This window comes from Bythopirellula goksoeyrii (genome assembly GCF_008065115.1).
GTDB classification, from domain to species: Bacteria; Planctomycetota; Planctomycetia; order Pirellulales; family Lacipirellulaceae; genus Bythopirellula; species Bythopirellula goksoeyrii.
This window is the reverse complement of the sequence record NZ_CP042913.1, coordinates 4,057,944-4,077,407: the sequence shown is the minus strand read 5'-3', so window position 1 is coordinate 4,077,407 and position 19,464 is coordinate 4,057,944. Positions and strand designations below refer to the sequence as shown.

The following is a 19,464-nucleotide window of genomic DNA, read 5'->3' as shown; positions in this document are numbered from 1 at the left end:
GCCATCTACCAGGCTCGTTTTCGAAGAACAAGGCAAACACTGCAGACGAGAGCGATGCACGCAGATGCTGGCTCGGGTACAGCGAAGCCATCATTGAGGGCGAGCATCTGGAAGCCACCGCTGAGGGGGTCGCGAGATATCTCAAATTCGAATCCGGGAAGCAAACCGCGGACCTCGTAGTCGACTCCTGTCAGGTCGGCAAACTCGCCCACTTGAAGGTACTTGAGCACATCTCCCTGAGAGGGAGCAAAACCCTCGACGAATTGCAGCACGACGAAACCGTCGATCACGGCTTCGCCGGTAATTTCCAGGACGTCATGTTCAACGCCCGGCAGGAGTCCTGCGATCTCGATCTCGATGATGCCGGTCTCTTCCTGGACGAAGTCGCCTTCGATGGTGAGTTTTCCGGGCGACGCACCCGCTGCAACCAAGCCCTGGTTGAAGAAAGCGTTGCCAGCGAGGCGTGTCTCTCCCGCGTCGATCACGCCGCCGTTGCCATCGATCCGCCCCCCCTGTTCGACGACGACCCGTTCCGCTGCAACCAGTCCGTTCTGGTTGATGGTGAGTCGGCCGGACACGGCCATCGCGCCAGCGAGGAGGGTTTCATCGGCTGCGGGTCCGTTCGACAGCGAGGCGTCGAGGATCAACTGCGACCCCTCGCCGGTGACAAGGAACTCACCTCCCTGATCGATTGAGAGTCTGGCGGTTCGGACGGCGCCCCCTTCTGTGACGTTAGCTACACCTTGCGACTCGATCGTTAGGGGCTGTCCTCCTTTGACCGTCGCGAGTCCCTCGGAGACGCTCAGGGTTCCATCGAGAGTCAGTCCGAAGTCTGATAGGAGTGTTGAGTTAGCATCTTTGATGAAGATGTCTCCGCCGTTGACATCGATCGTCTTCGCAATAAGCGAGGCACCCGACTCGACCTCCAGCACGCCTTGATTGCCGATTCTCACTCGGCCATCCGTGTCATCGGGTTCAAGAATTGTCGCCTGGGCACCCTCGGATAGCGTCATCCGAGCGCTGCCGGTCTGCTGGGTATCCCCACCGATGGTGAGCTGGAGCTCTGATAGGAAGCGCGTCTCGGCACCGGTAATACTCAACAATCCCAGGCTTCCATCTAGCTCTCCGATCACCGCAATTTGGTTTTCAACCACAGCGCCGTCCATCACCTTCATCTCGCCCGCGCCCTTACTCCCAACGTTGAGCACCACACCTTTTAAGCGGGTTCCCGCGCCACCGATATTAACGATGCCTTGCTGTGGGCCTTCGTCAGAGTTTGCGGCGAGTTGAATCGAGGCTTCCACATGCGCCCCCTCGGTAATCGTAAGCTCTCCACGACCTCGGTCTCCTACGATGATGCTTGCGAAGTCGCGACCGAACGATCGAAGAATCGTCCCCGTCCCGCTGATGTTCGCCTGGCCGTACGACTCGGTCCCGACATTGAGGTTTCTGCTTTGCCCCAGGACTAGCTTGTCGACTTCCATCAAGGCACCCTCGCCCAAATCGAACCGCCCGCGTCCCGAGTTACCGATGATGATTATGGTAGCTTCGATTTCGCTCACTGCAGTGTCGCCTCCTGAGGTCGCTACTCCTGAGAGAAGCAGCGAACCCTGGAGGGTGGCGTCGCCCGAATCAACAACAATCTGTAGGGCAACATCGGGACTAGTGATCTTGCCGCCATTGGTCACTTCAAGACGTCCCGCGGTGCCAGGACCCCCGCCACTCACCATTGGTTGTCCGACGTTGATATAGCCGGCCTTCATGGCCGATCCGAATCCCCGCACCTGGGCAAGCGCCACACCGTTGCTGGGTCCTGGGCCGGTGATACTGAGGCTCAAGACCTCCATCTTTCCCCCTTGCTCGACGCGGACAAACTCCCTGGCGTTGACCAGAGGATTGTTGGGGTCGCTCTCGAACAACTGATCGAAGTCACCGGTTCTTAAGGTGCTGTTCGCACCGACCACGATCTCCCGAGCGAAAATCCCCTGTTGGGCCGTCGATTCCACATTGGCACGGTCCACGGTCAACAAAGCTGTTTGCCCAGGCGCGGCAATGACATTGAGTTGGTCAACTTCGTATTTGGAGTCTTCAACGCTGAGTTTTACGGCGCCATTCTGGACCTTCGCCATGCTGTTGCGAACGTCCGAGCTCAAATCAACGGTGTAAACTGCCGGTATGTTGAATATGGCTGCTTCGCCGCTGGTTGGCGACGCCCCGTTGCTCCAGTTGGCTCCTGTCTGAAAGGCGCCTCCGTCAGGATTGATCCAGCCCTCGGGAATATCTTGCACGATGGGACTCAGGGTGATGTTCATCAAGCTCGTCCCGCCAAAGAAACCGTTCCCTTGCAACACCGGAAGCTCCGTAAAGAAATTACGGACCGTTATCGGGACGGTTGGGGCCCAGTTGATCGTGATCGGAATATCTTGACCGCTTTGGAGACTCACAGGAGAAAAAGTCTCACCACCCACGCCTTCGATGATCGTGCTCAAGGTAAACAAATCGTCGATTTCAAGGTCATTTATCGTTGATAGTACTGGAGGGCCGTTTAGGTCGACCGTGAACGATCCCCACGGAAGCGTTACGCTCATTGCCTGCTCCGCCTCAAGTGTTAGCGATACGTTATCGATCGGCGTGTCAGCAACAAAGGTGCTAGATAGCAGATTCGTAAAGCTTGCACTGACCTGGACCCCAATCAGCTCGCCTTCGAAAGAGAAGCCTTCCTGAATGAGCGTGGTTGTGGTTATCGGTGTTTGCCCAGCGAAAGTGAAAGTGTGGAGTTTCTCCACCGCGTAGGTCGGAGAGATAAGCGTCGCCCAAAACAAGAACTGTGCAAAGCGGAAAAGCTTATCGAATTTGCGGTCAGGTAGTAAGCGTTTCACGAGACTACTCCGCATGGTGATCAAGGGACTAACGAGGCCGGGATTAGTTCGATATCTTGCCGTGGCTAAATGCAACTTAGAATAGGTCTGGGAATCTGTTTTACGGCTTGGTGAGTTGCCTTGCCGTGAGTCGGATCAGGGAAAGGTATTGGACATACGCACGCTGCGGGAATTCGCATTCCTGTGAGTATAACAAGCGGCCCTTCCCCGTGGTAATCACGTCGGGAAGATTTTGGGGCGTTTTTAGGGGAACCTAGCGTCAAGAAGAAAGCCGGAATCGGCCCGTAAGCCGTTTTGCTGAAAGTGGTTGGGGAAACCTTTGGTCGCTGCTACAAGTACCCGCCACCTCCCGGAGCGGTCTTCGCACTGCTGTCAGTTCGACATCGCTCTAAATCAAGGCGGTTGCATCACCCGACCGCTGGAAGAACTTCTGCCAAGGTGCAGCGGTGTCACTTCTCGAACAAGACCGCTGCGACTTAGCCGACCGGCCAACTCGCTGGTGTTGGTCCAACTTCGGGCACCAACGCAGCACAAACCGGCACTCATTTGCTTGGTTAAGGCAGTATTGCGTAGTTCTCTGTGACGTGTCGCGTTTTTCGCGAATCTCCCACAATGGCCGATTTACCAGGTCGCCAACCAAAACCGGCCGTAGTTAAATAGACTTGCTCTTCGATCGAGCTTGTCGCCGATTGCTTCTATCTAGTAAACGGATTGCGAAGTACAAGGGCCATCAGCTCGGCGCGGCTGTGTACCTTTAAGCTGCGGTAGATTGCCTTCACGTATTGATTGACCGTCTGAGGCGAAAGGCCGAGCCGCAGGGCCGTTTGCTTCTCGGCCTCTCCTTCTAGCAGGCAATCGAGCACTTCCCTCAAACGGGGCGTCAGGCTAGAAACCGGATTGCTTTCTGGCGGGGCCAACTCGGTTTGAAGATATGGCCTCAGCTCGTCGTGAAACAAGTTTAGCAGTTGGAGATCCCGATCGGAGAATCTCTTCTCGCCGGGTGGGCGACAGAGCAGAATTGCGTGCCACTGCCCGTCGGGCAGCCTGGCGACGGACATCATAGAATCGTCCGTTCCCGATTTCCGTCGGTAGTCGCAATATGCTTGGCTATTGTACCAACTGCGATCACTGGCAAGCTGCGAGCGGCTGCGTGTGAGGAGATTGTGGCTCCGCGACAGGCTGGCAATCTGTTTGCCAAAGGAAGTCAAAGATGGATCGTGTTGATGCACGCCGTGCTGGAGGAACTGCTCGAACACGCCACGTTCGCGTTCGCCATTCCATCCAAGATCGACCAGCGGCGCGGGGTCGGGCTGCAGTTGATTGCCCCGCAGCGCGGCGGGTCCCCCCATGGCGACCTGCCCGCCAGTGAGCCCCGCGAGTTCGACAAGCATGTGTCGCCGCCAGATGGTCGAGTCGAGCCGCAACTCACGACACTGCCCCACGAGTTGAAAGATGGCCCGCATGTCGCTCAGGCGTAAGCTGCTTGGTTCACCCATCGGCTCACAACTGGGCTAGAGGATTGGTGATGTGAGGCGCTACATTCGCCGGAGAATCGCGGTACCCGTGTTTACGAGTATGGCGGCCGGCCCGGTGGCGGTCAATAATCTAGCGGTCACTTTCAAGCCTATTTTTAACGATAAATTTGGGCGCTCTAGCGAGAACTGTTTTGCGGCCAAGTTTTCATGTGTTCGCCGAAACCACAGTGAAACGAGAAGTGGAATGACTTTCCCGCATCGATTCTGCGAAGGCGCAATTGCGAGACGGAGCATTGTCGCCCTTTTGCAAACAACGCTGCTGCTCGTCACCATGGAAATCGCGTCGGCGCAGGGGCGCCAAGAAATCGTCGTGAAGCAAGGGGACGCGGCCGCGGGGGGCGGGCAGATTAGCCAAGTCATTGGACCAATATTGGTCGACGATTTCGGCGCCCTCACCTACCAAGTCGAGCTCAACGGCGCCGGGATCGACGCCACCAACAACCGCGCGATCTTGCAACTCTCCAGCGGAACAACCAGCGAGCTCGTCCGCAGCGGCGCCACGTTTGGCAGCGGGACCGACACCCTCGGGCCGTTTGAGCTTAGGGGGCTCAACACGAATGGCGAAGCTCATTTCACTAGCCAGGTGGTCGATGGCTCGAGCGTGGTTCCGTCCCTTCTTCGATTCGATTCAGGGCAAGTTGCTGAGATCGCCCGCGAGGGCGTCGGGGAGGTCTTCCCAGAGTTAGGCGATATCTCCGATCAATCGAACCTGGCGGGCGAAGTCGTCTTCACAGCGAACTCGGGCATCGTTGAACAAAGCCTCCTGGTCGGCGATGGAGCGACGCTCAGGGTCGTTGCCACGCAAGGGCAGTCGCTTCCCACCGGGGGTGAAATTTTTACCTTTATCGGCACCGATCAATTCACGACGTTCTCGCACGCCAATGAATCGGGGAACGTGGCTTTCGGAGTCGTCGCCGACATCTCACAAGGAAGTCGGAGGCAATACTTCCTCGCCGTTCCCAACGGGACCTCCTTCGATTTGATTCGCCTAGCCGATCTCCCGAATCTAGCGTTCGGCTCGGCGACCCCGGCGATCAACAATCTTGACCAGGTCGCAATGCAGGCGTACGACCCAATCACCTTCGAGCAGAATATCCTCGTTCATACTTCAGCGGGCATCGAGGTCATTAGTGAATTCGGAGATACCAGTGCAACAGGGTTCCACCACGGCTTTGAGCGCGAGGTGCTGATTAACGACACACAGAATGTCGCGTTCATAGCGCAATTAGATGGCAACTCCGATCCCAATCAGGCTATCATCCTCTCGGCCTATGCCAATGAGCCCAACGCCGGGGTGTTGCGCCCTGTTGCCGCGACTGGCGATCTAACTCCTGCAGGGGACTATGTGCTAGACGAATTGGCCCTGTCCACGTTCACCGACTCCAACATTGTTGGCTTCGAAAGCACGTTGTTCCCCACAGCGGGTGGTGGGGCGGGTCGCGGCTATTTTCTGGGTGACGGCATCGACTTAGTGCAGGTTGTGACAAGCAGTCCCAGCGCGGCGAGCGCCGAAGTGGCCGACTTCTCCGTCGCCGCCAACGCGTTTAACAGCGGCAGCGGCCAGGTTGCCTACCTGGCCGTCATGGGTGACGGTTCGACCCAGGCCCGGCTATTCACCCCGGATTTACGTTACCGTTCGGAGACCGATGGCGATTTCACACAGGGGAATAACTGGACGCTTGCCTTTGCTCCTACTGTTCTGCACCGAGCGTCGATCAGCACGGACGCGGACACAGCGGTCGTGTTGGCAAACAGCCGGACTGTCAAGTTTTTGGAAGTGGGCGGCGGCAGCGGCGAAAGCACCTTGCAAATCGCGAGCGGAACAACGCTTACCGCCGTCGAGGGATTCGAGGTCCACGAGAATGGCCGAGTGACAGGCGGAAATCTAGCTGGCGATGTACTCATTGAGACCGGCGGCGAAATCGCCGGCGTCAGCCAGATTGCGGGAGTCCTGGTGAACCTCGGCGTCGTGGAGGTTGACGCCGCTAGCGGAATGATGGTGCTTGGAAATATCTCGAATCAAGGAGAGATACACCTCCCAGTAGGCGGCGAACTCCACTCTAACGGCATCCTCCGCGTTGGCGGAGGTGTAGGGCCGATCGCGGATCTAAAGCTCGATGGCAATGCAACTGTTGACGCGGCCGGTGGGCTGCAGGTCCTAAGCAACGGCAGGGTCCACGGAACGGGGACCGTGATCGGCGATGTCATTGCCAACAGCGGCAGCTTTCTCAGCCCCGTAGGGACGTTGAGCATCCAAGGTAGACTGGTGCACCGCGGGCTAATGTCCGCGAGCGGAAACGGCGTCTCTCTGGACGTCACCGGTGACGTGGAGAATCACGGGACGCTAACGGCTGTCTCGGGTGGCAAGATAATCGTCGGCGGCGAACTCAACCTCCGGACCGGCGCATTGCTAGAGATTAGTCATTTCGGCTCAGATCCCACGTTTGTGGCTGCCAATGCTGGGGGCGGTATCAACCTGGACACGGGATCACAACTCGACAGCACCGTCGACCAAGCGACTATCGTTGGCCCTGTCAGCAACGTGGGCACGATCAGCGGGCCGCTGAGGTTCGCGGACGAAGTCACCAACACGGGTCTCATCAATGTCGGCACCGGCGACTCAATCGTCTTTCAATCAAACCTTAGTCAATCGGGAACATTTAAGATCGACCCCGGCGCGATGGTCTTCGTGAGTGGCACGTATTCGGGCGCAGGAGGCATCACTGGTGGCGGGACCCTGCAGCTCGATGGCGAAGTCCACCCCGGCGACTCGCCCGCCTCGGTTTCCCTTGGCGGAAACCTTGTACTTGGAGAAAACTCGTCCTCCTTTTTCGAGATCGGCGGCTCCGCTACCGGGCAGTTCGACCAGTTCGTACTTGCCGGCGACGCTACCCTGTCGGGCGGGCTTTCGGTTTCGCTGATAAGCGGCCTGACTCTCTCCAACGACCAGACCTACCCTATCTTCGAGGTCGGAGGCGCGCTTAGCGGCCAGTTCAATGGGCTCGGCGAAGGCGCCCTGGTTGGCACATTTAACGACACCAACCTGTTCATCACCTACGCCGGCGGCGACGGGAACGACGTGACTCTGTTTTCGACGATTTCGCCCGAGGGCCCCGTGTGGATCGGCGGGACCGGCAACTGGCACGATGGCGAGAACTGGAGCACCGGCTTCGTCCCCAACCAAACCGACATCGCGCTCGTCGATTCTGGTGATGCGACCGCGTCGGTCGTTTCCGTCGACCGCAACTCGAGCAGTAACCCGGCCACCATCAATGTGGGACAGGTGCGGCTCGACCCAGACGACGAGCTGCGAATCACGCCCGAAGTGCGCCTGACGGTCCACGGGGGCGTGGTGGAAAACAACGGGCGGATTGTGCTCGAGAGCGGCGGCGGCTCTAATTCGAATACAGCGCTACAAGCCCCATTCGGCGATCCGCTGTCGATCGAGGGTGCGGGTGAGATCCAGATGCATGGAGTCATTTCTACCGGCGGCGGCGACGCGGACCTGCAGATCGGCGCCGGCCAACACATCACCGGCCGTGGCGTCATACGCGTAATCGGTGGCACTTTGACGAACCTAGGCGTGATCGAGGCCAATGTGTCAGGCACCCAGATGACGGTGGGCGCGGGCGCGGCTCAGTTCGTCAACGGCGGCACCTTGCGGGCCTCTAGCGATGGCGAGATGAACCTATTTTCCCCCGTCGCTATCGAGGGGGGCACCATCGAAGCGGTTGGCGCAGGCAGCCTGATCCGAATGTTTAGTACTCGACTGCAAGGAGTCACTCTCGTCACCGACCAGGACGGGCGCATCACCACCAACGGTAACCCCGTATTCTTCGAGGACGTGACCAATGCCGGTATCACCACGGTGCAGACCGTCACAGTGACTGGTACCTTTGTGAACGAGGGCCGGATGTCGTTCACCAACTCGGCGAACCCTGACCTCATCCTCGGCAACGACTTGACGCTCTCTGGCGGCGGCACACTTGCCTACTTCCCCAACGGTGCAGACGTCAGCCCCATGGTCACTGGCGCGTTTGCCTTTGCGAATGTCGACAATCGCATTGAGGGGCACGGCGAGATGATCGTCAGCTCCATCGCCATGGGCGACTCCGCCGTGCTCGCCCCTTCGCAAGCGTCGACCACCGTGGGGGGCTTTTTCTTCGATGCGCCTACCACGCTTGACGGGACGGCGATCGAGTTCGACCTGGTTGGCACCAATGTCAACAGCTTCGCTCCGAATGCAAGTCGAGTGAACGTCGAATCGCGTACCGGGTCTTACACCACCCAGTACGATCAGGTACACGTGTTCGATACGCTCACGCTCGACGGGGTCGTCGAGATAAGCGTCATGTTGCAAGAAGGATTTGTGCCGGGCGAAGGCAACTTCTTCGACATCCTGTCGGCCGACCAAATCATTTTAGACGGATCGCTCGATTTCGCCTTTCCGATTGTCGATGGCATGACTTTCTCGCATGAGATTTTGAACCTGCTCGACCCCGCGACGATCGACGCCGAGAACCCTACCGGTGTGAACCGCGACGTATTGCGGATTACATTTGACACCGAACTCCCGTTTCCACCCGGCGACTTCAACAGCGACGGCATCGTCGACGGCGGCGATTTCCTGCTCTGGCAACGCGAATTGGGCACCAGTTTTGACGCCAATGATTTGACCGACTGGCAAACGAACTACGGTTCTCAAAACAAAACCGTGCCAACCTCAACCGCCGTGCCCGAACCTTCAACCGCTTGGCTGGCGTCCCTTGGCGGTGTATTACTCTTGCACCGCCTGCGCCGAGGTTGCCTAGCCGAAAAGTTAGGCTACGGTGTCTCAACGGTGACGCTCACCCATATTGATCTTCGACGTAATTCTGTCTCACAGCGGGTGCATCATCCGCTAGCTCGGGGAATCTGCCCATCAGCGCAGAGGTCACCACCACAGACGGCAGATACCGAAAGCCAAAACCGTAGTCAAATCGGTGGCGCTCGGTGGATTCCGACATGGGAGCTTTCGTGGCCAATTATGACTCGTGGCCTGTTGGTCGGCTTGACTCCGAAGTTGGGCTGAACCGACACGGGTATGATGCAAAATAGGCAAGACTCCGTTGCTGCTTCCGGCCGTCGCACGAAACACTTCAACCCATCCAGCTATGAGGGATTCCCCTACTACTCATGAATTGGCGAACGCCTGCTTCCTGATTTCAGGTGCCTGTTTATTGTCCTTAGCATAGATACTGCGGATGTAGTCGCTTCGTCCAAGAGATCCCATTCCCGACTCGCAGCAGAATTTCTTTAGGTTGGGTCCACCCCCTCTGAGTGGTCACTTTTTGATTCTACGATTGGCAGGAATCAAAAAAGAGCCGACGTTCGGCTCTTAACGTCTAACACAACTTGCAGGAATTCATGACAACCAACTTGGCTACTTCTTGCATTCTGAACTGGCTGACAGGAGAACGAGCATGGCTATTTGCCTGGCAAGGCAAAGCAGAATGCTTGCCGGCAGGTAGATTAACCTCTTCACTGGAGCAAGAGTTTCACGACAACTTACCGGAACCGGACATCAGCTTGCTAGAATCCATCCTCCACGATGCCAGCCAGCCGATTGGGACGACGTGGACCGGCGAATTACCGAAATCGCTCGCGACCAATCCCCCAGGAGGCCCTGATGAAACTATGACTCGTGGATTGGTTATTTATTCTCGCCAAAGAGTTTTATTATCTCATGAGCGACGACAACGCTGAGCAGCTAACCTACGAAATGTACGCGATGCTTGCTGAGTACGAAACCAACCTCCTGGCCTTTGGAAATCTGCTCGCGGCCACCCACATCGAGAGATTCCTCGCCGACGAACTCAACGACGCCGAGGCCTCTCTGCGTTGCACTCGACTTCTTCTGGGTGTCCTGGGTGACAACCAGGAGGACGCCAAATGAGCATTCCACCCTTGCAGAGAAAACTTGACCACGGCTCAGGCCGTGGGGTACACCACAGAGAGAGGAGAAAAGTATGACCATCCACGTTGAAATCCCCGACCCGTTAGCCGCCAAGGTCACCGAGGCCGCCAGGACCCAAGGAACTTCTCCCGCAGAAATCGTCCTCGAAGCCGTGACCCGCACACTCGACCCGCTAGCCGACCTGCGGGAACTCATGGCTCCGGTTTACCCACGCATGGAAAAGCTTGGCATCACTGAAGACGAAGCGGTCGAAGATTTCGAACGTATCAAGCACGAGTTACGTTATGAACGTAAAACGGCCAGGTCCTGAACCAAATCATGCAGCGCGTCGGATTTGACTGCAACGTCTACCTGCAATCGCTGATGTCTTCTCGCGGCCCAGCCGCCCACCTGCTCGACTTGGTGCTGCAAAGAAAATTCCGCTGGTTATCTCCGACTACGGCTTTGACGAATTACGTCGCGTCACCAGCAACGCTGAATTTGCCGCCAAATACCGCATCCCCTCAGAAGTTGTCGATCGCTTCATCACCCGGCTGCACGCATTCGCAGAGAAGCTTGACGACGTTCCCCACGTCTTCGATTTTCCACGCGACCCCAAAGACGCCCCCTACGACGACCTAGCCGTCGCCGCGAAGGCTTCGCTGATCGTCTCCCGCGATAAGGATTTGTTGTCATTCCGGGACCCCGCAACGACTGATGGACAGGACTTCTTGAGCCGCTTTCCCCTCTTGCAAATCCTCACCCCACCGGAAGCCTTGAAGCTCTTCGCGTCGCCTCCCCTTGCTGAATACGTTGTCCCACTGACTAACGACGATGCACTGCCGAATCAAATGCCGAACAAACCTTGTGTCGCAGGTCTTTTAGACTCCAAGGGGGAGTCGCGTTGGTTTCATTCCAATCGCTAAGCACTATCAGAGCTTCCTCTGCTGAAAGGCCTGCATCACGCAGCTTACACGCCGCCCTAAAAGTGGCATTGTGGCCCCCCTCCCCTGCCCTGGCCTGAATGCGGCGAATGTAAGCGACTGCGTTTCGCACGGGGGAGGTTTGCTTACTGTTTGAAAGGCGTGCTGGCTGTGACTTGTCGATGAGCCAATCGGCATCAAATTCTGGGAGCATCGTATTGGTATCAAAGCTGAGCCAAGCGTACTGCTTGCCACTTGGATGCAGCGACGGTGGAGACGTTGCATACCCCCCTTCCCCACGAACATCAATCCGCCGGCCAAGAATCTTTATGCGGTTTCTGACATCGTTATCTTTTGGCATCCGGTAATACACATGAACTCCACCACCCCCCGTCGAGACGGTAAGCGGCGAGCTGGGAAAGCTTGCTTGCCAAAACTCGGCATCGTCTGGGGCGTCGCAATCGACGACCACCAGGCCGGAGAGAATTCCTGTGACAATGCCAACTCCCGTTGGTTTTGTTTCTGAAGAAAACCATGCCTCGACTTCTTCAGGCGTGGCACATCTTGCCTGATATACTTTCCAAGGAATTGCAGGAAGCTTTCCGAGTAGCGGAATCACCGACCAGCCTAGAGTCAAATACTCCCGCGTGGCGTCACCAAGTGTTTTCTGTTCTTTCACTATGGTTGTGTGTTGATTTAACTGGTCAGCCATAACAATTCAAAAGGGGAAGCCCCTGCGATGCACGTTGTGTCGAGGGGCAAAAACATTCTAGAACTTTTCGTTCTCTTTTCGCGAATCCTAGAACACTTGCAGACGGGACTGAACAAACGCATCAGCGTACTCATAGAGCTGACTGGCCCTGTTGAAATCGCCGCCTCCTAAGTGCTCGCTGTTTTCCCATGGAGATTCTTCATCCCGTTTGAAAGTCCTCGTCAACTTCACGCTGAAGTTGGGAGCTCCATTCTCTGAGGGAAACTCAAACAAAGCAATCGTCAGGGAAAAGCCTGTCTTCGTCCACACGGGGCGTTGCTTCCGTCCATTCTCACTCGCACTACTCTCTTGTTGCTTCGCTAGAGCAGCCATGATTGGCTCCTTTCTTACAACCTCACACGCATACCATTTCAACGAACCCTTAGCCTGCGTGCATCGCAGTGGGCTTGCCACCACCCCTATCAGAGGGGGTCGCAAGTTCAGAGAAGCAGTACCCCTGATAATATCTTTTTTGAAACGCTAAGCAAATGAACCTGCTCTGCTTCTTTCTTGTTTCCTCGTTGGCACTTCCCTAGGGACTTCGTTGGCCGAAACCACTTACAACAAGGTATCAATGATCCTTGAGCATCGCGGAGGGTGTAGTGATCAAGATGTTGGGCTCCCCCTCTTCAACTGATCCAGGACTTGTATCGTATCCGGGCAACACTCTGAAAGAAGTTCTGAGATTAAAAAGGCACGTCACGCGCCTCCGTAGATCACCGAAAAGCTTCGTCGCCACCTGCACTCGACAATGCCACCGGCGGAACTAACATCGCCGATTCCTTGCTCGGCCCGTTGCCACCAGTAGGAGACTCGGTGGCAGCGGGCTTTTATTGTCGGTTCGCTCCCTTCGATATTGCGCTCAACTGCCGTTCTGGTCCGATGTTTTTTTTGGGCAGCAGACTGACTCGGGGGCATGCTCGCTGTGCCTTCTGATTGGATCACTCAGGTCAAGAGCCACTGACTAGTCCACTGCTAGTGTTTTACTTCAGTTTGATTTCACGTGAGGATTGGGCAACAGAAGTCCAGTAGAGTGCTTCTCTCAGGAATTTCTGCCGTTGATGGCCGTCGGCACCAGGTGCGCAAGAATCTCTTAAATCACACTTTCTTCATGAGGCGACATAACACCCGAAAAACAATTATCAACATGCAACAACAACGAACCATAGATTTTGAGGCCACGGGGAATACGTCAAAGGCTGAAGCTCCCCAGCGAGAATCCGTTCAGGTGGCTACTGAGACCTCGCTACCACCGCCGCCTACCTCAACACCTCCCCTGGTGAGGCCAGACCGGCAGATTGTCTACGAGAACCGCGATCCAGAATTCTGGCCCTCCGCTGATTCGCTCCACAACCTCGACACCATCACGGTCGACCGCATCCATGAGGACATCGAGGGACCCTCCCATCGATTGGTCATCCAGCGAGAGGATATTGTCGAAGCCAGGTGTGGTCCAAACAACCTCCAACGTGGAACAGTCGTCGACATCAACCACGCCCGCCAAGAAGTTCTCCTGGATTTCGGAGATGAGTCTCCCCAATGGTTGGCAGTGGGCTTGCTCTATCCAGTCGCTGACTCTGCTGTACCTTGCGTTGCGGACTCCTCTGGCAATGCGGCTAGTCAAGACCCTCATCTATCGAGCAAAAAGCTGCTCGCCTTTTTGGCCGCCTCACCTGGCACGGAGTTTACACCCAGTGAGCTTCGCCGTCATTTTTCCGTGACTGAGTTTGACTCGGGTAAGCCGCTTGCCAATCCTGTACACACCGCACTAAAAGAATTGCGTGACAAAGGACGTATTCACGTCACGGAAACCCGCTTTGGGGAACCACGCTTTGCAGTGCTGGCTCTGCCTGACTTGGCCGCTGAACTGACGCTCGGTCATTGCCCGCAATCACTTTCTGGAGCTGAGATTCGCTATCTGTTGCGCAAACATGGCCAGCAGATTGCCGAGTTTGCTCTGCGGTGGGGATTTACGCAGAAGCATGTACGAGAAGTCTTTGACCGAGGACTAGCTGACCCACACGTGGTGTATGACTGGCTGGAAGCCATCCTGACTCCCTGAGACCCGCCGATTGCTAGATGCATCCACGACCGAGGCGAGTAGCCAGGTCCTCGGGAGCTCGGTGGTTGTTCTTTCACATCTTTGGTGGCGTAGACGGACTCATCGTAGGCGGTGGTCTCGCGGAGCAGCCCTTGGCTGGTGCGTGAGGCCAGGAGCATTGCGCGCATTATGGGTTTTACTTTTTAGATCAAAGGAGGTTGGTGATGTCGGGTTGGATGGGAAGTCCCGCAGCACTCGAGCACGTCTTACACACGGCTCGTGCGGATCGGGACCAACAAGGTCGGTTTCTGATTTACCCAGAACCAGTCATCAGGGGACTCGATGGGGACCTTGTCGTCCCTGCCGGGACCGAATACTCGGTTGCTGCTCAGCGTGGCAAGTTGGCGAGACGACTCGCCGCCACGTCTTTCGGTGTGCCGATCACTGTGCTTTCACTTACACGAAAGGAGGTGGGCGATGCCCAAGACAGAATATCGTGTCGTACTCCATTACCGAGATGGCAGCACGATTTACTACTACTACCCTGAAACACCTGAGCAGGACCATTCTCAAGCAATGGTCGAGGTGCTAGAACACGAAGTTTTTGCCAATGACGCCACCGGGGGGCCTCTCGAAGAACGGATTAGTTTTTCAGGAGTTGGTCCGCAGTACGTGGTTTGTCTGGGTGACGAGGAGGTGACACCATGAACTCACTTCCCAAAGCAGCAGCAGCCCAGTGGTATCGCATTACGCAGTGGCAGTTGGCAACAACTTGCCAGTGGTGTGGGATGCCGCTCTCGGTGAGAGACCGGGTACTGGAAGCGTAGGGAGAGTTTTTTTGCTCCGCAACGTGTGCCTGGGACCATCATCCCCCAACGTTACGAGAGGTTGAGTTGCCAGCCGCGCCATGCTGCCTGACCTCTCCATTGAGTGCTCCAGCGATTCGTTGCTTGATCCGTGGAGTGTGAGATTCTTACCACGATACCTACCGGGAATAACTCGACTGGGAGTTGCTTGCTGCATCCACCAACGGATGGCGAAAGATTTCAACCTGAGTCGGCAACTCGTCCAGAAGGTGAGGTGGCGAACTGCATTGAGAAAAAGTTGCTTACCTCTGGGTAAGCTTTATATTGTGTTGATTACCTTCGTAGGAGAAGTACACTATGGAAACAAAACGCAAACAGGCATCCAAACCCAAAGACCAACTACTTAAGCGGATTGCCGACCAGGAGGATAGCGATATTGTCGCAGAAGTCTGGCAGGGAACGACTTACGGGGACCCGGAGATTGAATACCACTACTACCGAGTCGTAAGAGAGTACCCGTTCGGGAAGAAGAGACTTCGCACAGATAAACTGCTTCCGCGGCACCATGAGGCAAGCGTCCGCGTCGCGGAAATTGCCGCAGCAGAGTGCCTTAAGCGGACACGTGACCAGATGGTCACCGTCGCCAATCATGCTGAGACTGCCCGATGACTGCTGCACTCACGGCGGAACGGCTCGTCTTTGTCGACCTCGAAACGGGCGGGCTCCATGTCGAAGCGTGCCATCCAGTCATCCAGATCGCCGCCATTGCCGTGGATGCCGAATCACTCTCTGAGATTGAATCGTTTGAGATGAATGTCGAATTCGATCCTGCTAGGTGTGACCCCAAGGCACTCGGCATCAAGAAATTCGACCCGGATGTCTGGGCGATGACGTCGATCCCCTCGGAACTTGTCACGATCTATTTTGCGGACTACTTGAGGCGGCACGCCACCGTGGATCTGCGCAAGAAAGATGGTAGCCATTTTCGCGTCGCCAAACTTGTGGCCCACAATGCGGCATTTGATGTGGGATTTTTGCACGGCTGGTATCGTCAGCACTACAAGTATTTGCCTGCTGCTCGCCAAGCACTTTGTACTTTGCAGCGTGCCCTCTGGCTGTTTCAAGAAGACCACTCGCTCACCCCTCCTGCGGACTATAAGCTTGGCACGCTGGCTGAGTATTTTGGGGTACGGACTACGCCAGACCACACGGCAATGAACGATATTCGAGCGACGATTGAACTCTACCGGGTGCTCAAGAGCCAAATTCTGGCACTCACTGCCAATCAACGGCTGTATCTAGACCACCTCTCAGGAGTCACTGGCCTGTCACTCCGCAACATTCTGAATCGGGCAATCAACGCTGTGGTAAGAGAGATGGCCAACTAAAGCTAGTCAAAGGCCACGCGAATCACCTGCCTTGACGCATGTCGTGTTTTTCTTTCTCAAGCAAATCGGATCACTCAGCTTCTGTCATCTCCTTCTTGGTAAACGCTTCTGCCACTGGTGCAAGCTCATCACTGAGTCTTTCCTCACCGGCGAGTATTTCTCGCACCGCAGAAATCACAACAGCCTCTGGTGAAGTACCCTTAGCCTCGGATCGTTCTAGGACCATTTTGGCAAACTCGTCAGGGTGGTTGACTTGTAGACTCATGCCTCAATTTTACCTCCCTCTTGTCACCCCAAGCAACGCTCTTTTTCGATTGTGAAAGTACAGACTGAGTAACTCAGGGAATTGACGCAGATAGATTTGACTAGCGGAGAGGCATGTCGCAAGATCTAGCAAAGAAACCAAGAGAGGAAGTCAATATGACAAAACAACGCACTCCAGTAAGCCCTATGGTAAAAATCGGCCAACGGACCGCTTATCAGATATTTTCAGCGATTGTTGGTGGAAGGCAAAAACTTTCTGTTCGACTAGGGGTCTATTGGGTCAATCCTCGCACTGGGCAAGCGGTGATCATCCCTGAAATGGACCTTTGGAACTACGAAGAGCAGACTCGTGCCCGGCAAGCGGCGAAAAAGCACCTGGAGAAACTCACGGCTGACTTTTTCCAAGCAGAGCCAACTGTGGTGGAGTATGTGAATCAAGCAACCCGTAGCTTACCGCAGCCGACACGAGAGGAGAAAGTTATAATTCGTGGCAATGAACAGGCTTGTTCCAAATCTCGCCGACAATCCCCACCACCCAAACCTTATCCGGATCCCAACGACTACTAACCTTCAAGGAGTAATTGATCCATGCCAAAACAGAGTGTTCCCGTGACCGTCAATGTGCCGGCCCACGGCACGGTGGAGATTGAGGCGATCTCATTAAAGGAAGCTCGTATCAAGGTACAGGCCGACATCGATGCCTATGGCTTTCTAAGCCAAGCCGGTAATGCCGAATTCACCTCCGATTGGGAAAATGCCTTTGGGCTGAGTCTGGGAGACGTGTTGCTCCCTGACGGTACGGTATTTTCACCCTCCAATTGATCAGCTAGAGATACGTTGCAAAAGCGAGATCGCGACGCAGGAGAGCTATAAGCCCCGCTTCCTTGAGCAACAATGCCGGTTGCATTGCCCGAGCTGTGGTGAAGGTGAACTGCTATTTTGATTCCACTTGGAATCAGGCCGCAGGTTCTTTGCTACCGGGCACGAGGCGAATCTCTACGTGACTGCCAAGAGCCGCCGCAATTCGGCGAAGCATCGAAAGTGAGTGCCCTTCGTAATCAGCGGACTCAAGCTGAGAAATCACGCTCTGAGTCGTGCCGACCTTCTCGGCTATCTCGCCTTGCGTAAGGCCCGCCGCCGTGCGGGCGTCAAAAAGGAGCTGGGCCACACGGAACGGTTCGGCCCACTGCTGAACCGATTCGTCGGAACTGATATCAATGTCGTAGCGACTTCTGAGAATGCTTACACCATCGGTCGATTTATTGGTTTTTTTTGCCATGCCTCTATTCCTCCTTATCCTCGGCTTGCTGGTCAACAGCCGTGTGCCGCTTTGGGTTCTGTTCAAACAACGCCAGCCGAGCCACTGCCGTGTCTATTTCCTTATCAGGAACTTCTTTCTCTTTCGTGATGCCATGAGAGACGAGAACCACATCCTTTCCTACGAAACCGTAGAGCACCCGGTAGTTCACTCGTCCGACCTTGGTCCGCAACTCATACACCCCATCGCGGAGGGAGTCGGCCTGTGGCCTGCGAAGCTCATGGCCAAACTGCCTCAGCAAATCGACCATGTAGAGGCACTTGGTAAATGCCCGATCGTTCGTATCGCGAAGCTCATCAAGCCACGTCAAAAAAGGAACCTCACCATCGGCAGTTCGGAAAAAAATGATTGTCGTCCTTGGCATGCCTTGCTCCTATCGTAATATTACGATACATGCTCGTGAATGTCCAGCGGAAAATACTCCGGCCAAAACGGGCGTTCTGGCCAAAGGTAACAGAGGGTTCCCCCGCCCCATAACAGGGCCACGGGAGAAAACCAGGCAAACTCAAAAGACCTGAGACTTCGATCCCGCTCCGGCAAACCAGCCAGAACCGGAGCCAGTAGCGACCGAGACCTTGCTACCCCCCCCGCCGCTCATCCGGTCTGACTGGCAAATCGTGTACGAAGAGGCAAATACGCTCTTCGCTTGGCCGAATTCACGAGAACTCCCCGACCGAGACCCCATCATCCTGGACCGCATCCCAGACGACATCGACGGCCCTATCCATCGCTTTAAACGCGGCAACACCGTGGAAGCCTACATGCGGCACATTGGATATCATGTCAAACTGTCTCAATCCGAGCATAAGCCTGGGTGTTTTCCCGTTTCCAGCGAATGATACTGGTAGGAAGTTTTTCGATACCCCGGGCTCCCAGCACCTTGTTGACTTTGCGGAGGATCGTTTTTTGCTGTTCATAGACAGGCCGGTAGGGGCTGAATTCCAGTTGAAAAAACCAGGTGGCTACCTGATGACGCTTTCCCTTGCGGGCCAGTTTTACGACCTCCATCTCTAACCCTTCCAGTGCCCCGCGTTCAATCCGCACACTAGCAACTTGCCGCTGATGACGCTTGGCTCTGGCAGGCTTGGCCGCATGTTTACCCCGCGCCTTGGCCTCTTTGTAGGTGTCCCATTCACGGTTCACACGAATTCTCTCTTCCCGGCTTCTCCGCTCAAAGCCCCCCTGCCTCAGGCGAATCGAGTAGCCCTCGAACTTGATGGGAACGTCTCGAATGTGATGCACCTGATTACGCTCTTCCATCAAGGATCGCTCCCCAGAACTGGCAAACAACCACCATGTGTTTTCAAATCGCAGATACTTGTAGCGAGCCATTCCCTGCTTTTTTCGCCGCCAGGTGTCCCACTTGGGGGCAGCAGTATCATAGAGCTTGATCATCCGCCGGTCGTGCTCCAAAGGACAATCCCGAAATCGCTCTGAAACAACTCCTGTGGCATACCACGGCTTGTAGTGGATGGTTTTTTCGATGATGCGAACCAAGCCCGCCAAATTATCAATCAGGTACCGATACTCTTCTCTTGCCATATTGAACTACTCCTCACTTCAACTCAAGAAAGATGCAGCGGTTTGATTACTGGGCTCAAACCACTGCCAAAAAAGCCACACT

The 19,464-nt window shown here is 55.7% G+C and carries 20 protein-coding genes; 12 read left to right on the top strand and 8 right to left on the bottom strand.

The window, feature by feature from the left end:
- Positions 1 to 5: 5 nt before the first annotated feature.
- Positions 6 to 2,879 carry a hypothetical protein gene (locus Pr1d_RS16175; protein WP_168205276.1) on the bottom strand — a complete coding sequence of 958 codons (2,874 nt, stop codon included), beginning with the start codon at positions 2,877 to 2,879 and terminating at the stop codon, positions 6 to 8.
- A gap of 695 nt (positions 2,880 to 3,574) precedes the next feature.
- Complete coding sequence (locus Pr1d_RS16170; RefSeq protein ID WP_148074498.1) at positions 3,575 to 4,375, bottom strand: helix-turn-helix transcriptional regulator; 801 nt, start codon at positions 4,373 to 4,375, stop codon at positions 3,575 to 3,577.
- 223 nt (positions 4,376 to 4,598) lie between these two features.
- Here Pr1d_RS16170 and Pr1d_RS16165 point away from each other — a divergent pair, with 223 nt between their 5' ends.
- The 5 genes from Pr1d_RS16165 (at position 4,599) to Pr1d_RS26735 (ending at position 11,275) form a co-directional block, all read left to right on the top strand.
- Positions 4,599 to 9,485, top strand: coding sequence for a beta strand repeat-containing protein (locus Pr1d_RS16165; RefSeq protein WP_148074497.1), 4,887 nt, complete (start codon positions 4,599 to 4,601; stop codon positions 9,483 to 9,485).
- 335 nt (positions 9,486 to 9,820) lie between these two features.
- On the top strand, positions 9,821 to 10,159 hold the full coding sequence (locus Pr1d_RS16160; protein WP_148074496.1) for a hypothetical protein: 339 nt from the start codon (positions 9,821 to 9,823) through the stop codon (positions 10,157 to 10,159).
- Complete coding sequence (locus Pr1d_RS16155; protein WP_148074495.1) at positions 10,140 to 10,349, top strand: hypothetical protein; 210 nt, start codon at positions 10,140 to 10,142, stop codon at positions 10,347 to 10,349. Before Pr1d_RS16160 ends, Pr1d_RS16155 begins: the two co-directional genes overlap by 20 nt.
- 73 nt (positions 10,350 to 10,422) lie before the next feature.
- Positions 10,423 to 10,680, top strand: coding sequence for a hypothetical protein (locus Pr1d_RS16150; RefSeq protein ID WP_148074494.1), 258 nt, complete (start codon positions 10,423 to 10,425; stop codon positions 10,678 to 10,680).
- Positions 10,681 to 10,708: 28 nt separating this feature from the next.
- Positions 10,709 to 11,275 carry a putative toxin-antitoxin system toxin component, PIN family gene (locus tag Pr1d_RS26735; protein ID WP_148076419.1) on the top strand — a complete coding sequence of 189 codons (567 nt, stop codon included), beginning with the start codon at positions 10,709 to 10,711 and terminating at the stop codon, positions 11,273 to 11,275.
- Here Pr1d_RS26735 and Pr1d_RS16140 read toward each other — a convergent pair.
- Positions 11,175 to 11,984 carry a bifunctional DNA primase/polymerase gene (locus Pr1d_RS16140; RefSeq protein WP_148074493.1) on the bottom strand — a complete coding sequence of 270 codons (810 nt, stop codon included), beginning with the start codon at positions 11,982 to 11,984 and terminating at the stop codon, positions 11,175 to 11,177. The two genes, Pr1d_RS26735 and Pr1d_RS16140, sit on opposite strands and share 101 nt — an antisense overlap.
- A gap of 87 nt (positions 11,985 to 12,071) precedes the next feature.
- The gene (locus Pr1d_RS16135) at positions 12,072 to 12,356 is read right to left on the bottom strand and encodes a hypothetical protein (protein ID WP_148074492.1); all 285 of its coding nucleotides are present in this window, start codon (positions 12,354 to 12,356) and stop codon (positions 12,072 to 12,074) included.
- Positions 12,357 to 13,170: 814 nt separating this feature from the next.
- Between Pr1d_RS16135 and Pr1d_RS16130 the strand changes: the two genes are divergently transcribed.
- From Pr1d_RS16130 to Pr1d_RS16115, 5 genes are all read left to right on the top strand, one after another.
- Complete coding sequence (locus tag Pr1d_RS16130) at positions 13,171 to 14,085, top strand: hypothetical protein (protein ID WP_148074491.1); 915 nt, start codon at positions 13,171 to 13,173, stop codon at positions 14,083 to 14,085.
- A gap of 456 nt (positions 14,086 to 14,541) precedes the next feature.
- The gene (locus Pr1d_RS16125; RefSeq protein WP_148074490.1) at positions 14,542 to 14,772 is read left to right on the top strand and encodes a hypothetical protein; all 231 of its coding nucleotides are present in this window, start codon (positions 14,542 to 14,544) and stop codon (positions 14,770 to 14,772) included.
- Positions 14,769 to 14,891 (top strand): hypothetical protein, encoded by a 123-nt coding sequence (locus Pr1d_RS26500; RefSeq protein ID WP_261343760.1) that lies wholly within the window; start codon positions 14,769 to 14,771, stop codon positions 14,889 to 14,891. The genes Pr1d_RS16125 and Pr1d_RS26500 overlap by 4 nt, the downstream gene beginning before the upstream one ends.
- A gap of 336 nt (positions 14,892 to 15,227) precedes the next feature.
- The gene (locus tag Pr1d_RS16120) at positions 15,228 to 15,539 is read left to right on the top strand and encodes a hypothetical protein (RefSeq protein WP_148074489.1); all 312 of its coding nucleotides are present in this window, start codon (positions 15,228 to 15,230) and stop codon (positions 15,537 to 15,539) included.
- Positions 15,536 to 16,258 (top strand): 3'-5' exonuclease, encoded by a 723-nt coding sequence (locus tag Pr1d_RS16115; protein WP_148074488.1) that lies wholly within the window; start codon positions 15,536 to 15,538, stop codon positions 16,256 to 16,258. Before Pr1d_RS16120 ends, Pr1d_RS16115 begins: the two co-directional genes overlap by 4 nt.
- Before the next feature lie 70 nt (positions 16,259 to 16,328).
- On the opposite strand, the gene Pr1d_RS16110 is transcribed toward Pr1d_RS16115, so the two are convergent.
- Complete coding sequence (locus Pr1d_RS16110) at positions 16,329 to 16,523, bottom strand: hypothetical protein (protein WP_148074487.1); 195 nt, start codon at positions 16,521 to 16,523, stop codon at positions 16,329 to 16,331.
- Positions 16,524 to 16,678: 155 nt separating this feature from the next.
- Between Pr1d_RS16110 and Pr1d_RS16105 the strand changes: the two genes are divergently transcribed.
- Positions 16,679 to 17,089, top strand: coding sequence for a hypothetical protein (locus Pr1d_RS16105; RefSeq protein ID WP_148074486.1), 411 nt, complete (start codon positions 16,679 to 16,681; stop codon positions 17,087 to 17,089).
- Between the two features lie 21 nt (positions 17,090 to 17,110).
- Positions 17,111 to 17,344, top strand: coding sequence for a hypothetical protein (locus Pr1d_RS16100; RefSeq protein WP_148074485.1), 234 nt, complete (start codon positions 17,111 to 17,113; stop codon positions 17,342 to 17,344).
- Between the two features lie 133 nt (positions 17,345 to 17,477).
- Here the strand turns inward: Pr1d_RS16100 and Pr1d_RS16095 are convergent, their stop codons facing one another.
- The 3 genes from Pr1d_RS16095 to Pr1d_RS16085 form a co-directional block, all read right to left on the bottom strand.
- The gene (locus Pr1d_RS16095) at positions 17,478 to 17,801 is read right to left on the bottom strand and encodes a helix-turn-helix transcriptional regulator (protein WP_148074484.1); all 324 of its coding nucleotides are present in this window, start codon (positions 17,799 to 17,801) and stop codon (positions 17,478 to 17,480) included.
- Between the two features lie 4 nt (positions 17,802 to 17,805).
- A complete protein-coding gene (locus Pr1d_RS16090; RefSeq protein WP_148074483.1) occupies positions 17,806 to 18,204 on the bottom strand; it encodes a type II toxin-antitoxin system RelE/ParE family toxin in 399 nt (132 codons plus the stop codon).
- Between the two features lie 419 nt (positions 18,205 to 18,623).
- The gene (locus Pr1d_RS16085) at positions 18,624 to 19,382 is read right to left on the bottom strand and encodes a hypothetical protein (RefSeq protein ID WP_148074482.1); all 759 of its coding nucleotides are present in this window, start codon (positions 19,380 to 19,382) and stop codon (positions 18,624 to 18,626) included.
- Positions 19,383 to 19,464 lie beyond the last annotated feature (82 nt).